The 13,890-nt window shown below is 61.8% G+C and carries 15 protein-coding genes; 6 read left to right on the top strand and 9 right to left on the bottom strand.

Features of this window, described 5'->3' with window-relative positions; translation table 11 throughout:
- Positions 1-264: 264 nt before the first annotated feature.
- The 4 genes from ldtR to ACR65W_RS20840 form a co-directional block, all read right to left on the bottom strand.
- A complete protein-coding gene (ldtR, locus tag ACR65W_RS20825; protein ID WP_434503099.1) occupies positions 265-765 on the bottom strand; it encodes a transcriptional regulator LdtR in 501 nt (166 codons plus the stop codon).
- Between the two features lie 199 nt (positions 766-964).
- Positions 965-1,471 carry a DUF6163 family protein gene (locus ACR65W_RS20830; protein ID WP_196399096.1) on the bottom strand — a complete coding sequence of 169 codons (507 nt, stop codon included), beginning with the start codon at positions 1,469-1,471 and terminating at the stop codon, positions 965-967.
- Positions 1,472-1,520: 49 nt separating this feature from the next.
- On the bottom strand, positions 1,521-3,050 hold the full coding sequence (gene trpE, locus ACR65W_RS20835) for an anthranilate synthase component I (protein ID WP_434500564.1): 1,530 nt from the start codon (positions 3,048-3,050) through the stop codon (positions 1,521-1,523).
- Positions 3,047-4,954 carry a SurA N-terminal domain-containing protein gene (locus ACR65W_RS20840; RefSeq protein WP_434500563.1) on the bottom strand — a complete coding sequence of 636 codons (1,908 nt, stop codon included), beginning with the start codon at positions 4,952-4,954 and terminating at the stop codon, positions 3,047-3,049. Before ACR65W_RS20840 ends, trpE begins: the two co-directional genes overlap by 4 nt.
- 217 nt (positions 4,955-5,171) lie before the next feature.
- Here ACR65W_RS20840 and ppk2 point away from each other — a divergent pair, with 217 nt between their 5' ends.
- The gene (gene ppk2, locus ACR65W_RS20845) at positions 5,172-6,179 is read left to right on the top strand and encodes a polyphosphate kinase 2 (RefSeq protein ID WP_434500562.1); all 1,008 of its coding nucleotides are present in this window, start codon (positions 5,172-5,174) and stop codon (positions 6,177-6,179) included.
- Here the strand turns inward: ppk2 and ACR65W_RS20850 are convergent.
- A complete protein-coding gene (locus tag ACR65W_RS20850) occupies positions 6,176-6,736 on the bottom strand; it encodes a hypothetical protein (protein WP_434500561.1) in 561 nt (186 codons plus the stop codon). The two genes, ppk2 and ACR65W_RS20850, sit on opposite strands and share 4 nt — an antisense overlap.
- Positions 6,737-6,989: 253 nt before the next feature.
- On the opposite strand from ACR65W_RS20850, the gene ACR65W_RS20855 reads away from it, so the two are divergent.
- Positions 6,990-7,403 carry a ferritin-like domain-containing protein gene (locus tag ACR65W_RS20855; protein ID WP_434500560.1) on the top strand — a complete coding sequence of 138 codons (414 nt, stop codon included), beginning with the start codon at positions 6,990-6,992 and terminating at the stop codon, positions 7,401-7,403.
- Between the two features lie 43 nt (positions 7,404-7,446).
- Here the strand turns inward: ACR65W_RS20855 and ACR65W_RS20860 are convergent, their stop codons facing one another.
- A complete protein-coding gene (locus tag ACR65W_RS20860; protein ID WP_434500559.1) occupies positions 7,447-8,577 on the bottom strand; it encodes a glutaredoxin family protein in 1,131 nt (376 codons plus the stop codon).
- Positions 8,578-8,936: 359 nt separating this feature from the next.
- On the opposite strand from ACR65W_RS20860, the gene ACR65W_RS20865 reads away from it, so the two are divergent.
- On the top strand, positions 8,937-9,374 hold the full coding sequence (locus ACR65W_RS20865) for a hypothetical protein (protein ID WP_434503101.1): 438 nt from the start codon (positions 8,937-8,939) through the stop codon (positions 9,372-9,374).
- 1 nt (position 9,375) lies between these two features.
- On the opposite strand, the gene arsB is transcribed toward ACR65W_RS20865, so the two are convergent.
- The 3 genes from arsB to ACR65W_RS20880 are packed head-to-tail and all read right to left on the bottom strand — an operon-like array spanning position 9,376 to position 11,309.
- Positions 9,376-10,443, bottom strand: coding sequence for an ACR3 family arsenite efflux transporter (arsB, locus tag ACR65W_RS20870; protein WP_434500557.1), 1,068 nt, complete (start codon positions 10,441-10,443; stop codon positions 9,376-9,378).
- A gap of 3 nt (positions 10,444-10,446) precedes the next feature.
- Positions 10,447-10,974 (bottom strand): arsenate reductase ArsC, encoded by a 528-nt coding sequence (locus tag ACR65W_RS20875; protein ID WP_434500556.1) that lies wholly within the window; start codon positions 10,972-10,974, stop codon positions 10,447-10,449.
- Positions 10,971-11,309: an ArsR/SmtB family transcription factor gene (locus ACR65W_RS20880; RefSeq protein ID WP_434500555.1), complete on the bottom strand. Its 339-nt coding sequence runs from the start codon at positions 11,307-11,309 to the stop codon at positions 10,971-10,973. Before ACR65W_RS20880 ends, ACR65W_RS20875 begins: the two co-directional genes overlap by 4 nt.
- A 114-nt stretch (positions 11,310-11,423) precedes the next feature.
- On the opposite strand from ACR65W_RS20880, the gene tpiA reads away from it, so the two are divergent.
- The 3 genes from tpiA (at position 11,424) to ndk (ending at position 13,851) form a co-directional block, all read left to right on the top strand.
- The gene (gene tpiA / locus ACR65W_RS20885) at positions 11,424-12,176 is read left to right on the top strand and encodes a triose-phosphate isomerase (protein ID WP_434500554.1); all 753 of its coding nucleotides are present in this window, start codon (positions 11,424-11,426) and stop codon (positions 12,174-12,176) included.
- A 91-nt stretch (positions 12,177-12,267) separates the two neighbouring features.
- Entirely contained in the window at positions 12,268-13,353 is a 1,086-nt protein-coding gene (locus ACR65W_RS20890; protein ID WP_434500553.1) for a hypothetical protein, read from the top strand.
- Positions 13,354-13,428: 75 nt separating this feature from the next.
- Complete coding sequence (ndk, locus tag ACR65W_RS20895) at positions 13,429-13,851, top strand: nucleoside-diphosphate kinase (protein ID WP_018408682.1); 423 nt, start codon at positions 13,429-13,431, stop codon at positions 13,849-13,851.
- Positions 13,852-13,890 lie beyond the last annotated feature (39 nt).

Here is a 13,890-nt window from a genome sequence, read left to right on the forward strand (position 1 = left end):
TCCTGCGGTCGTAGTTAACAGCCGGTAAGATAGGACTGAGCGGCGGTTTGCGCTAGAGCGCTTCCCGCTCACATGGATTATGTGATTGATAAGGAAGCGCTCAAAATCAAAATGTTGAGCAGGTTCCGAAAAAGTCTGTCAACTTTTTCGGAACCTGCTCCAAGCGCGGGGGACGCGCACGAAAAACGCCGGCGAAGCGGCCCTGGGACGCTTGCCGGCGATAGAGAGACATCAGTTGAGAGACGAGAAGAAAGCGAAATCGCGTCAGAGACGATAGCGGACCTGATCGGTCCAGAAGCGCTCCAGCCGTGAAAGCGACGTATTGAGGGTGCGAAATTCGTCGCAGGTGACGCCGCCGATCTGCTCGACCGTCAGCGCGTGCTTCTCATAAAGCTGCGCGACGATATCGTGAATTTGCTTGCCCTTCGGAGTCAGGCTGATGCGCACCGAACGCCGATCAAGGCGCGAGCGCGCATGATGCATATAGCCCATGTCGACGAGCTTCTTGACGTTGTATGAAACATTGGAGCCGAGGTAATAGCCGCGCGTGCGCAATTCGCTCGCGGTCAACTCCTTGTCGCCGATGTTGTAAAGCAGCAGCGCCTGCACGGAATTGACGTCGCCAAGATCCCGGCGGTCGAATTCGTCCTTGATGACGTCGAGCAGACGGCGGTGAAGGCGTTCGACGAGCGTCAGCGCTTCGAGATAAACCGGTCGGATCTCGCTGGCGCGATCCTGCGGGGCGGTCTTCATCATGGCGCTCATCGTCTTCTCCATCACAGCGGATGCGTCGGGCATCTCTTGATCGGCCTTCGATGAAACCAAATTAGATCGACGCAGATGAAAGGCGGTTTAAACAACAGCCTGAATCCCGCGTTTACCGCGATAGGGCTGTTTGCGGTGAATGATGGATGAACTTAAAGGTTCGATTTACGCTAATGATTCCTCAAACTAACCTTGCGGATCAGGAATCTTTTGGCGTTTTCCTGTCAAATCTGCGGCGACGGCGGCGTTCGCGCATGTGCTGCGCCTCGACGTCGCGTCCGGCCTCGAAGGTCAGCCCGAAATACATGGCGATCAGCACGGCGTTGACGCCGATCAGCCAATAGCCGCCAGTGAAGAATCCCGGCATGCTGAGCGTAAGAAAAATCTGCGCGCTTGCAACGAGCAGCCACAACACGCCGCCCCAGGGCGTCGCCAGCCACAGGCCGACGCCGGCGATGAGATCGAGCACGGCGAAGAAAATAACGGCGGAGGCTGCGCTCTGCGGCATGGTTTCAAAAATCGAGCGTTCCGCAGCGAGAATGATCCGCCACTGCATCAAGCCTTGCACGAGCCAAAATAACGCGACGATGCGCATGAAGCGCGAGAGCAGCACGCCCCATTTGGCGGCGTCGCCGCCATTCGGTTCGCCGACGCGAATTGCGCGGTAGGGATCATCGCCGTCGTCGTAGATCGTTGGGCCGTCCATCAGATGCGCCGCCGCCTGTCTCGCTGTCCGTGCGCTTTGGCGGAAATGGCTACTGCCCCCGCCGCGCGCGCGTTGCGAAGCGAACCGCTTCCTCGGCGGCGCGAAAAAGCGCCTTCGCCTTGTTGACGCATTCGCGGTGTTCATACTCCGGTTCGCTGTCGTAGACGACGCCAGCGCCTGCCTGCACATGCATCTTGCCGTCCTTCACGATCGCCGTGCGCAGCACGATGCAGGTGTCCATTTGGCCGCCGGCGCCGAAATAGCCGATGCAGCCGCCGTAGATTCCGCGCTTGTCGGTCTCGAGTTCGTCGATGATCTCCATGGCGCGCACTTTCGGCGCGCCGGAGACGGTGCCGGCGGGAAAACCCGCGGCGAGCGCGTCAATGCAATCGTGGCGCGAATCGAGCTCGCCTTCAACATTGGAGACGATGTGCATCACGTGACTGTAGCGCTCAATGGTGAAACTGTCGGTGACGCGCACCGTACCCGTCTTTGCGACGCGGCCGACGTCGTTGCGGCCGAGGTCGAGCAGCATCAGATGTTCGGCGCGCTCCTTTTCGTCGGCGAGGAGATCCGCCGCCAGACGCTCGTCCTCCGCCTTCACCTCGCTGCGCCAGCGCGTGCCGGCGATCGGGCGAATCGTCACCTTGGCGTCGGCGACGCGCACGAGGATCTCGGGACTCGAACAGACGATCTGGAATTCGCCGAAATCGAGAAAGCATAAAAACGGCGCCGGGTTCACGCGGCGCAACGCGCGATAGAGCGCAAAGGCGGGCAAAGCGAAAGGCGCGGTGAACCGCTGCGACAGCACGACCTGAAAGATGTCGCCGGCGCGAATGTATTCCTTGGCGCGCTCGACCATCTCGAGAAAACGCGATTGCGGCGTATTCGAAACCGGCTCCTGAGCGAGGAGCTGCGCGTCAGCCCCGCCGTCGCGATGCTCCAGCGGCGCCTCCAGCGTCGCGACGACCTTGTCGAGGCGGGCGAGCGCCGCTTCATAGGCCGCCTTCGCAGCAACGCCGGCTTTTGGCCGAGCGGGCGTGACAATGGAGATTTCGTCGCGCACCGTGTCAAAGACGATCATGACCGTCGGACGCACGAAAAGCGCGTCAGGCGCGCCGATCTTGTCTTCCTTGGCCGGCGCGAGGCGCTCCATCTGGCGCACCATGTCATAGCCGAGATAGCCGAAGACTCCCGCCGCCATCGGCGGCAGCCGCACGGCCTGCGGCACGGCGGATTCGGCGATGAGCTGACGCAAGGCGACGAGCGGCGCCGCTTCGCAAGGCGTAAAGACGCTCGCGTCGTCGAGCGCGGCGTGATTGATGTCCGCTCTGTCGCCGACGACGCGAAAAATTACGTCCGGGTCGAGGCCGATCATCGAGTAGCGGCCGCGGGCGGCGCCGCCTTCGACGGATTCGAGCAGAAAAGCAGCGCCGCGCCGATCGCGCGTGAGCTTGAGATAGGCGGAGACCGGCGTTTCGAGATCGGCGATCAACCGGGTCACGACCAGCTGTGGCCGATCAGCGTCGTATTCGGCGCCGAAGGCGTCGACGTCGGGCTCGAACAGCGCGCCGCTCACTTGTCGGGTTCCGCTCCGGTCGCGGCTTCCAAGGCCTTCTGGTTGATATCGACGCCGAGCGCCTTCTCGAGGCCGCCGACATATTGCTCCAGCAGATCGTTGTGAAATGCAGGCTTCAGTTGCTCGGCGATCGTCTTCGCTTCGATCGAGTTCGGGTCGAATACGGGAGTCTTCGAGTCGCGGACGAAAAACACCAGCCGGCCATTGTCGACGACGACGGACCCGGCGTTGCGCGGCGCCACATCGAAGAATCGAACGATGACGTTGGTGTTGAAGTCGGGACGCGCCTCGCGCTTCACCTCATTGGCGCGTTGGGTCTGAACGCCTACTTCTTTGGCGACGTCTTCGATCGGCCGGCCCGCGTTCAGCTTGGCGACGATTTCGTCGGCCTTGGCGGCGAGCGCCTTTTGCGCCGCGTCGCTGCGCATGGCGTCGGCGACGGCCTGCTTCACCTCTTCGAAGGTCTTCTGCCGGGCGGGCTCGATGCCGTTAATCTCGTACCAGACATAGCCGCCGTCACGCGTTGCGACAGTATCGTTGTCGACGCCGATATCCGACGCGAAGGCGGCCTTCACGAGGTCTGGACCGGCAGGAAGGCCAGCGATCGGCTTGCCGCCGCGGTCATTGCCTGCATCGTCGACGCCGTCATAGACCTGCGTCTCTAACCCCACCGCATTTGCGGATTCGGCGAGCGTCTTGCCGGAGGCGCGCTGATCCTCGATGGCCTCATGGAGTCGGCGCACTTCAGGCATGGCGCCCTGCGCGGCGATTTCCGCGCGCAGCTCCGGCTCGGCCTGCTCGAAAGTTTTATTGTAGACCGCCGGGGCGATGCTCCTGACCTGGGACACGACGGCGCCGAAGGCGGTATGCACCGGCGCGGTCAGCCCCGGCTCGGGAAGCGCAAAAACGGCCGCTCCGACCTTGGGGTCGCCGAAGTCGCGCTGCTCGACGAGGCCGAGGTTGACGTCCTTGGGATTGAGTTTGAGTTCGGCCGCCATCGCGTCGATGTCCGCGCCGGCTTTGAGCTTGGCGAGCGCGGCTTCAGCTTCCGTGTCGGTCTTGAACACGATCTGCCGCACATCACGCTTTTCCGGCGTTCCATAGCGCTTCGATTTGACCTCGTCGTAAAGCTTGCGCGCCTGCTCGGCAGGCACGCTTTCCGGCTTCCCGACCGTGGAAGGGCTGACGACCAGCGTCGTCAGTTTGCGGTATTCCTTGGCGCGGAAGGTCTGCTCGCGCTCGTCGAAGTATTTTTTCAGCTCTTCGTCGGATGGCGTGGCCGCGGCGCCGACCAGCGACGGCGGCAGAATGATGTAGTCGATCGTTCGCGATTCATTGCGGAAGCGATGAATCGCCTCGACCATCAACTTCGGCGGCTCGATTCCGGCGACGGCGATGTCGGTAATCATCTTGCGCAGGTAAGCGTTCTTTTGATCCGCGACGAAGCCGCGCTCGGTGAAGCCGGAGTCATTGGCGATCTGCTTGAACCGCGCGGCGTCGAATTTGCCGTCGGGGCCCTGAAACACCTTTTCAGACGCGAGCAGTCGCTGGGTGGTCTCATCGCTTGCGGCCAATCCGAGCTGCCGCGTCTTTTGGTCGAGCGCGACCTCGGTGATCAGGCGCTCCAGGATCTGCAGATCCAGTCCTGACTGATGGGCTTCCTCATTGGTGATCGCGCGCCGCATCCGCTGCTGAATGCGGCGGAGTTCGTTCTGATAGGCGCTGCGATAGGTATCGACCGTGACTTCGCCGCTGCCGACGCGGGCGAGCCGCTGGGCCGTCATGCCGCGAAACACGTCTCCGACGCCCCAGATCGAAAAACTGATGACGATGACGCCCATGACAAGCGCCATGATGGTGCGGCCGATCCAGTTCTGCGAGGCGACGCGCAGGCCTTCTAGCATGGGTATTGCTTCCTTGGGTGCGTTGGATCCGGTTCCCCCGGTTTTGGCGGCGGACTATAGGGAGGGGGCGGGCGCGTGGCAATGCGCTCCGCACAGAACCGCCGACGCGTCGAAATGCGCTATTGCCCTGTGTTTCGAATGCCTGCAGTCTCCCCCGAGCCGAAATCCCGCCTGAGCAGTTCCAGATCGGAGCGCGCGCCGGAAATGAGATGCGATAATGGATGAAACCGTTAACGCCGTCGCTGCGACCGGCGTGGAGGTTCCAGGTCCCAAAGTCGAGGCTGAGCCCGGGGACGTTCAGGGGGCCGAGCGCGCGGCGCATCCCCACGCGCCATATCAGGACGTCCGTCGCCTGCGGGCTGACGCCGAGGCGGTCCGGAAGGCGTTTGAATCAGGAGAATTTCCCTACAAGACGCGCCTGAGCGAGAAGGTCTACCTCCGGCACATGGAACTCCTGCAGGTGGAGCTCCTCAAAGCGCAAAACTGGGTGAAGGAGACCGGTCAACGCATCGTCTTGCTGTTCGAGGGGCGCGACGCCGCCGGCAAGGGCGGCACGATCAAGCGCTTTATGGAACATCTCAATCCGCGCGGCGCGCGGGTCGTCGCGCTGGAAAAACCGTCCGAGCGCGAGCGCAGCCAGTGGTATTTCCAGCGCTACATCCAGCACCTGCCGGCGGCCGGCGAGATCGTGTTCTTCGACCGCTCCTGGTACAATCGCGCCGGGGTCGAGCGCGTGATGAATTTCTGCACCCCGAACGAATATCTCGACTTCATGCGCCAATGTCCCGATCTTGAGCGCATGTTCGTCAATTCCGGCGTTCGCCTCTACAAATATTGGTTCTCGGTGACGCGCGAGGAGCAACAGCGCCGCTTCCGCTCGCGCATGACCGATCCCTTGAAGCAGTGGAAACTCTCGCCGATTGATCGTGCGTCGATGGACAAATGGGACGATTACACCGAGGCGAAGGAGGCGATGTTCTTCTTCTCCGACACGGCCGACGCGCCGTGGATCGTCATCAAATCGGACGATAAAAAGCGCGCGCGCCTGAACTGCATGCAGCACTTTTTATCGAGCCTCGATTATCCGAACAAAGATCATAGCGTCGTACACGGGCCCGATCCGCTCATCGTCGGCGCCAGCGCACATGTCATCGGCCGCGACGAGCACATTCTGGGCAAGTCGCTTGCGATGGATATCGAGAAGAAGCGCAAGCGCTCCCGCTAGGGCTTTACGGTATGGGCGTGGACATCGCGCCCGGAATGGCGCGCCAAGATCTCCTTCGCCTTACGTTCGCGCTCGGCGTCCCAGGTCCGCACCCAAAGGAGCAGGCCGCCATGGCGAAGTTGTTCTTCGAGGTGTTTCGCGTGATGTTCGCCGATCAGCCTGGCCAAAGCCGCGCCGAGCACGCCGGCGCTTCCTCCCGCCAGCAGCGCGCCTGTGATCACCGTCGCCAGGGCGCCGCCTGACGCGAATATGGCGCTGATCGCCGCGCCGGCGCCGACATACACCAGCCCGCCGATCACGCCCCCTTCCGCATCGCCGATCGATTCCACCGAGACGTAATGCGTCCGCGGCGCGGCCTCCTCGTCTTCAAGCTCGGTGACCTTCTTGTATTTATGACCGAGCTTTTCATCGACGGCCTCCTCGCTTGCGAGCAGACTGATCTCAGCGCGATCGAAGCCCGACGACATCAGATCGTCGATGGCCTCTTGAAGCGCGCCAGCGTCGTTGAACACCCCAACGACCTCGCGCGTCTGACTCTGTTCTTCTTCGATCGTCATTAACGCGTCTCCTTGAAAAGGGCTGTCCGGCGACCGCAAACCGCGCCGTATCTGATGGATAAGGGCCCGGATCGCGGAACTTCAAGCGCGCGGCTGGCCGATTGCGGCGAACGCCGCCGTGGCGAATCGACGGCCCGCTGCTGGTGCGGTCGTCGCTACTTGTTGTCACGCCTTCTTGGTCTTGAACTCATGGCCACCATTTGAAACGCATGGCCGCCATTTGAATTGAAACCACTAAGTTGGAGAAGGCAGCATGTCAGTCGACGAAAAGACGATCGGAGCGCTGCGCGAGGCGCTCGACGATGAATACAAGGCTCGCGCGACCTATCAAAGCGTGATCGACAGATTCGGGCCAGTCAGACCCTTTGTGAATATCATTGAAGCCGAAGAGCGCCACGCGAACGCGCTTCTCGGTCTTTTTGAACGCTTCGGCATCGAGCCGCCGAAGGATAGATGGGCGGGTCAGGTCCTGGCGCCCTCGAGTCTTGCCGAAGCGTGCAAAGCGGGAGTCGAGGCGGAGATCGAGAACGCCGCGATGTATGCGCGGCTTTTGGCGCAAGTCAGCGACGCGAGAGTTCGCGACGTCTTAACGCGGCTTCAACAGGCTTCGCAACAGCGACACCTCCCGGCGTTCCGTCGCAGTGCGGAGCGTCGATCCGGTATATGAGCGCGCTCTTCCTTGCATTGCGGTTGCACGGGTGTCCCCTCGCTCAACGCGCCAGCATCCAACCGCCGAGGCCAATGAGAACGACTCCGCCGATCATGCGGCTGATGGCGGCGTAGCGGGTATTGACAATTTTCTGCACGGCGAAGGCCGCCAATCCGAAGATGATGAGATCGTCCAGCATGAAAAAGGCGACGTAGAGCCCGATGTAGGCATAGTGCAGAGCGATCGGCAGATCGGTTAACGCAAGCAAGTGCGTGTAGATCGCCGGCAATGCCGCAGAGCAGATGAATTCGATCGCGTTCACCGCGAAGGCGAGCGCAATCACCATGACGAGGCTGGCGATCCCTACGGGCGCGGCGACGATCTTGCGTCCCCATTGCATCGTGCGCTGGCGTTGCTCCAGGTCGCCCACTTCGCAGACGACCTCTCCGCGCGCCCTTGCGACGCCGATGAGATGGTCGAGGCCGAAACCGATGGCCGTCAGCGCGATGAGCTGCGTGAGCGGTCGAATATATCCAATGAAAAGAAAAGTGTTGAGCCACGCGGTCATGAACAGGAAGTACAGGACTCCTGAAGCGAGCACGAAAGTGCCCACCAGCCACCAGATTTTTCGCCGATCCTGAATATTCACGATGAGAGAGATCAGGTAGATCAGCACCCACATCGCGCACGGATTGAACCCGTCCGACAAACCCATGAGCGCTGTCAGCGCGAGAAGGGAATGATGCGTCGGATCGATTTCGCCGATGAGAGGAATGGTGATTTTCGATTCGGCGGCGCGTCGCGCGACGGTTTCCTGGCCGGAAAGCAGCGCGAGAATGTCGCGCCCGGTCGTTTGCGCTGAGTCAAAGCCAATGACATAGCGCGAGCCGCGCACGAAGAGGGGAACGGCTGGGTCCTCTATGCCGTAGTGCTTCACGACTCTACGAAAGAGCGCCTCGCTCGACGGCTTTGAAATGTCGTGTAGCACGTAAGCGATTTTGCGCCGCTGTTTGAGAAACTCGATGGCTTCATGGCAATGCGGACAGTCGGGCGAGAAAAATACATGCAGCTGGCCGTCCTCGCGCCAGTCGATCTGCGCGGGCGGCGGGCCGGCCGGCTCCGCAAACTGCAGCCACGCGAAAGCGAGTCCAAGAAGAATGACGAGCGCGACGCGAAATGGAGGGAGTTTCAACCTTCGCTCCTTTGCAAATGCGGGAAAATAAATTTAGCAGCTCTGGAGATGGATCCGCTGTGTTTGTTAGGCGCCGAACCTCCCGCGCGCCATGGATCTCGACGTATCGTTGGGCTGAAGGCGCTAGGGCGCATTGCCATCTTGCCAAGCGTCATCTACAAAAAAATTAACCATAAAGTTAAGGCCCTGCTTGCACTGCAGATATCGCTTGTTTAGAAAAGGAACGCTGAAGCTGGAAGAGGCGCGAGTTGTTGCCCTTCCCCTTCCCGAGGGGCCCGAGACATGCGCTCGGTCGACTGAGCCCTGACAGCTGTGGGCGGCGCGGCCGCCCCCTTACGAGCGCCCCAAAAGGAAATCCTATGCTGCGATCACTTGGTCTTGCAGGAACGATGACGCTTGTACTTTTGACTGCGCCCGCGAATGCTTTCGATGTCATGTCCCCGGATTATGGCGGACGCGTGGAGCAATATGAAGCCAGGCTTGCGAGGGCGCGAGCTCGGGGCGAGCCGATCCGGATTGGCCCGACTGAATGCGATTCCTCATGCACGCTCTATCTGGCGAATCCCCAGTCCTGCGTTTCCGAGGGCGCGGTTTTCGGCTTCCATGCGCCCTGGTTTGGCGGGCCCGAGGGGGGCGTCGTCGATCCGCGCATGACCGCGGTCTTCGCCGCGCATTATAAGCCCCGGCTGCGCCAAGCCTTCATGGCTCACGTGCGACGCCACGGCAATCGAGCTCCGGCGCCCATGATGCGCATCACCGGCCGCCAGCTCGCGGCGTATGGCTATCGCCTCTGCTGATCTAGGGCAGATCGATGGGCGCGGAGATTCGATCAGCCGATCGAAGCGCTCCGCGCTCATACCAACCCTTGCTCCGATTGACGATCCAGACGACGCTCAGCATCACTGGAACTTCGATCAGGACGCCAACAACGGTGGCAAGCGCAGCGCCAGAGTCAAAGCCGAACAGGCTGATGGCCGCCGCGACCGCCAGTTCGAAGAAATTGCTTGCCCCGATCAGCGCCGAAGGGCCGGCGACGCAATGCGCTTCTCCCGCCGCGCGATTGAGCAGATAGGCGAGCCCGGCGTTGAAATAGACCTGGATCAGTATCGGCGCCGCGAGCATGGCGATGATCGCGGGTTGCCGGATGATCTGTTCCCCCTGAAAACCAAAGAGCAGAACGAGCGTCGCGAGCAGCGCGATGAGCGACGCCGGGCCGATATGCGCGAGCGTCCTGGCGAGACCCTTTTCGCCGCTTGCCGCGAGCAGCCGTTTGCGGGCGAGCTGGGCGATGATCACCGGAACGACGATGTAGAGGACCACCGAGAGAAACAGCGTGTCCCAGGGCACGACGATCGAGGACAGTCCAAGCAGCAACCCCACGATGGGCGCGAAAGCGACGATCATGATTGCGTCGTTGAGCGCGACCTGGCTCAGGGTGAAATGCGGCTCGCCCTTGGTGAGATTCGACCAGACGAACACCATGGCGGTGCAAGGGGCCGCCGCGAGCAGGATCAGGCCGGCGATATAGGAGTCGATCTGGTCCGCCGGCAAATAGGGTCGAAACAGATAGCCGATGAAAATCCATCCGAGCAGCGCCATTGAGAAGGGCTTCACAGCCCAATTGACGGCGAGCGTGACGCCAATCCCGCGCCAGTGACGTCCGACTTCCGCAAGCGCGGCGAAGTCGATCTTCATCAGCATCGGCGTGATCATCAGCCAGATGAGCGCCGCGACAGGCAAATTGACCTTTGCGACCTCCATCGCGCCGATCGCGTGAAACACGCCCGGCAGAAAATGGCCCAGCGCGACGCCGGCGACGATGCAGAGCGCCACCCAGAGCGAGAGATAGCGTTCGAAAATGGTCATGACTTACTCCGTGACCGCGTTCGGCGATGTTGCGCCTTCCATCTCGCCGATCTCGCGCAGGCGCTGGCTCAGCGCGAGTTTGTCGAGGCGACGCAGCGGAATCGCGCAGAACTGATCGACGCGGTTGCGCAGATAGCGGAAGGCGGTGGCGAAGGCGCGCTGCTTTTCTATGTCGCTTCCTTCGACCGCCGCAGGGTCTTCGATGCCCCAATGCGCGGTCATCGGCTGACCAGGCCATGCCGGACAAGCTTCGCCCGCTGCGTTGTCGCAGACGGTGAAGACGAAATCCATGCGGGGCGCGTCAGGGCGGGCGAATTCGTCCCAGCTTTTTGAGCGATAGCCTTTGGAAGGAAGGCCCATCGTCTCCAGCGTTTTGAGCGCGTAAGGGTTCACCTCGCCCTTGGGATGGCTGCCGGCGGAAAAAACGTTGAACCGGCCGGCGCCGCGCTCGCGCAGCAGCGCTTCGGCCATGATCGAACGCGCGCTATTGCCGGTGCAGAGGAACAGCACGTTGTAGATCCTGTCTGTCATTGGGGAGACTCACATTTGATGCGTGCAAGAGATTCGGCGGGCGCGCAGGGCGCGCCGCCGCAACAGTCTTCGGCGAGGAAGCGCGCCAGCGCATTCAGCCGCGAAAGATCCGCCCGATAGACGATGCTTCGGCCAGTGCGGGCGCTGATGACGAGCTTCGCCTGTGAAAGCACGTTGAGATGGGCGGAGAGCGTGTTTTGCGGAACGCAGAGCGCCCGCGCGACGTCGCCGGCCGGCAGACCCTCGGGCTCGTGCCGGACGAGCAAACGGAAGGTCTCAAGCCGCGTCGGCTGCGAAAGCGCGGAAAGACAGGCGAGAGCCGCTTCTATTTCCATAAATCCAGATATATCGAAATAAATGACGGCGCAATGACATTCCTATGGGCGCGCGGCCGCATTGTTGCGCGCCCATAGCTCTGTTACCCAAGCGTATTGTCAGGAGCATTTCGCATGATCCGTCGTCCGCTCGTCGCCGGAAATTGGAAAATGAACGGGCTGCGCGCCTCGCTGGCCGAGATCGAGGCGATGGGCGCCGCCTATGACGATGCGCTGCGCGCGCGCGCCGAGCTGATCGTCTGCCCGCCGGCCACGCTGATCGCCCTCGCGCGCGAGATTGCGACTCGGGGCGGCTTAAGCCTTGGCGGGCAGGATTGCCACGCCGAGGCCAGCGGAGCTCACACCGGCGACATTTCCGCCAAGATGCTCAAGGACGCGGGCGCCTCCTACGTCATCGTCGGTCACAGTGAACGTCGTTCGGACCATGGCGAGACCGACGCCGACGTGCAGGCGAAAGCCGCCGCCGCCCTGCGCGCCGGGCTCACGCCGATCATTTGCGTCGGCGAAACGCGCGCCGAGCGAGAGGCAGGCGATGCGCTGAGCGTCGTCGGCGCGCAGATCGAGGGCTCTCTCCCCGCTGACGCGCCTGCGCATATCGTCGTCGCCTATGAGCCGGTCTGGGCGATCGGCACAGGCTTGACGCCGACCGTCGATGACGTCGCCGAAATGCACGCCTTCGCGCGCGAGCGGATCGAAGCCGGGCTCGGCGGCGGCAAGAGCGCCGACATTCGCATTCTCTATGGCGGCTCGGTCAAGCCGTCGAACGCCCACGAATTGATGCATGTCGCCAATGTCGACGGCGCGCTTGTCGGCGGCGCGAGTTTGACGGCCAAGGATTTTATCGGCGTCGCGAGCGCCTATCGCTGATCAGGCGAAGCTGGACAATCGTATGGGCTCGAATAAAGTCATCCGTTCAGAAGGGTTTGTTTTCATCAATCGATTGAAAGAAAGGCGCGCCATGAGCCAGAATGATTTCGGCGTCATCGAGCTGGTCGATGAAGACCGCGTCTATCCGGGTTCGCGATTCAGTGAAGTGCGCGACGCAGTGTTCTCCAATCCCTATCAAAAGGTCTGGGGCGCGCCAGGAGAAGAGCCGCTCCCCTTCGTGATGCCGACCTTTTTCGACATGTTGCGCGCGCTTTGGCGGGGCAGGCACTTCCTGACGCAGGCCGCCGAGCGATCGGTCGACGCCCGCAGCGACCTCAGGTGGGGACCTGACAAGAAAGGCTTCAGACGCATCGTGCATCCCTGGGGCGTCGTTCTGACGGGGGTCTGGGAAATTACCGAGGACAGCGGCTACACCGGCTATTTCCAAAAGGGCAGCAAGGCGCTTGTCGTCGCGCGCTATTCCAACGGCGGGGCGGTGAAGCGCGGCAAACCGCGCGGGCAGGGCATCGCCGGCAAGCTTTTTCCAACCACAGACCCAGACCATAAGGAGCCATTGCAGACGGCGAATTTCTTCACGATCGACGATATCGTCGGCGCCTCGACGCGCTACATCAACGATGTCGAATTCGTCAATGCGCCGAACGTCACGCTTTCGAATGATTGGCGGACCTCGCCAATTGTCATGACCGCGGGCGTCGTATTCGCGATCACCGATAAGGATCCGACCGAGCGGCAGCTCCACGAAGTCGCCGAGCTCGGCAAGCCTCGCGACATTCCTACCCGAGCGCCGCGCTTCATGCGCTTAAAGCTTGCGCCGGGTCTTCCGCGAATTGAAGGAGATGACCTCGATTCACGCGACGAATTGCTCGCGATGATGTTCGACAAGGGCGATCCGACGCCAAGGCGCGAGATTGTTTTCACCATCGAGGTCACCGAGGATGGCGAAATGACCGGCCGCACCGGATTTAAGAAAGGGACGTTTCGTAATTGGCGGCGGATCGGCGCGCTGACGTTCGACAATGCCGTCGTTTCCTATAATGGCGATCGCGTCCTGCATTTCCACCATCCGAACTGGCGCATCGATCGCAACGATCCGGCGACCAGGTTCCGGCCCTCGCCAACGAGCAGCGAAGCGGAAAAGGCCGAGGCGATCTAGGCTTGCCGCCTCGCCAAGCGACCGATATAAGCGCGACGCCTACACCATGCTCCAACGACGAGGCGACGCGCTCCTATGGCGATCGAACGCACTTTTTCCATTCTCAAGCCCGACGCGACGAAGCGCAATCTCACAGGCAAGATCAACGCGCTGATCGAAGATGCGGGCCTGCGCATCGTCGCTCAGAAGCGTATTCACATGACGCGCGAACAGGCGGAAGCTTTTTACGCCGTGCATAAGGAGCGCCCCTTTTTCGGCGAGCTCGTCGACTTCATGATTTCCGAGCCCGTCGTCGTGCAGGTGCTCGAAGGCGAGAACGCCATCGCGCGCTACCGCGAAGTCATGGGTGCGACCAATCCTGCGAACGCCGCGCCGGGAACGATCCGCAAGGAACATGCGCTGAGCGTCGGCGAGAATTCGGTGCACGGCTCAGACGCGCCAGAAACCGCGGCGGTGGAAATCGCGCAGTTCTTTTCCGGCAACGAGATCGTCGGCTAGCCAAGGCGTCATGCCCGCGCTTGTCGGGGGCATGAGATG

The organism is Methylocystis sp. (assembly GCF_051062815.1).
Lineage (GTDB): Bacteria > Pseudomonadota > Alphaproteobacteria > Rhizobiales > Beijerinckiaceae > Methylocystis.

Bases quoted from the DNA above. Each gene is read 5' to 3' on its own strand.
- ACR65W_RS20840 (WP_434500563.1), bottom strand. From the start codon at position 4,954: ATGCTAGAAGGCCTGCGCGTCGCCTCGCAGAACTGGATCGGCCGCACC.
- arsB (WP_434500557.1), bottom strand. From the start codon at position 10,443: ATGACCATTTTCGAACGCTATCTCTCGCTCTGGGTGGCGCTCTGCATC.
- ACR65W_RS20875 (WP_434500556.1), bottom strand. From the start codon at position 10,974: ATGACAGACAGGATCTACAACGTGCTGTTCCTCTGCACCGGCAATAGC.
- ACR65W_RS20880 (WP_434500555.1), bottom strand. From the start codon at position 11,309: ATGGAAATAGAAGCGGCTCTCGCCTGTCTTTCCGCGCTTTCGCAGCCG.
- tpiA (WP_434500554.1), top strand. From the start codon at position 11,424: ATGATCCGTCGTCCGCTCGTCGCCGGAAATTGGAAAATGAACGGGCTG.
- ACR65W_RS20855 (WP_434500560.1), top strand. From the start codon at position 6,990: ATGTCAGTCGACGAAAAGACGATCGGAGCGCTGCGCGAGGCGCTCGAC.
- ppk2 (WP_434500562.1), top strand. From the start codon at position 5,172: ATGGATGAAACCGTTAACGCCGTCGCTGCGACCGGCGTGGAGGTTCCA.
- ldtR (WP_434503099.1), bottom strand. From the start codon at position 765: ATGAGCGCCATGATGAAGACCGCCCCGCAGGATCGCGCCAGCGAGATC.
- ACR65W_RS20830 (WP_196399096.1), bottom strand. From the start codon at position 1,471: ATGGACGGCCCAACGATCTACGACGACGGCGATGATCCCTACCGCGCA.
- ACR65W_RS20865 (WP_434503101.1), top strand. From the start codon at position 8,937: ATGCTGCGATCACTTGGTCTTGCAGGAACGATGACGCTTGTACTTTTG.
- ndk (WP_018408682.1), top strand. From the start codon at position 13,429: ATGGCGATCGAACGCACTTTTTCCATTCTCAAGCCCGACGCGACGAAG.
- ACR65W_RS20890 (WP_434500553.1), top strand. From the start codon at position 12,268: ATGAGCCAGAATGATTTCGGCGTCATCGAGCTGGTCGATGAAGACCGC.
- ACR65W_RS20850 (WP_434500561.1), bottom strand. From the start codon at position 6,736: ATGACGATCGAAGAAGAACAGAGTCAGACGCGCGAGGTCGTTGGGGTG.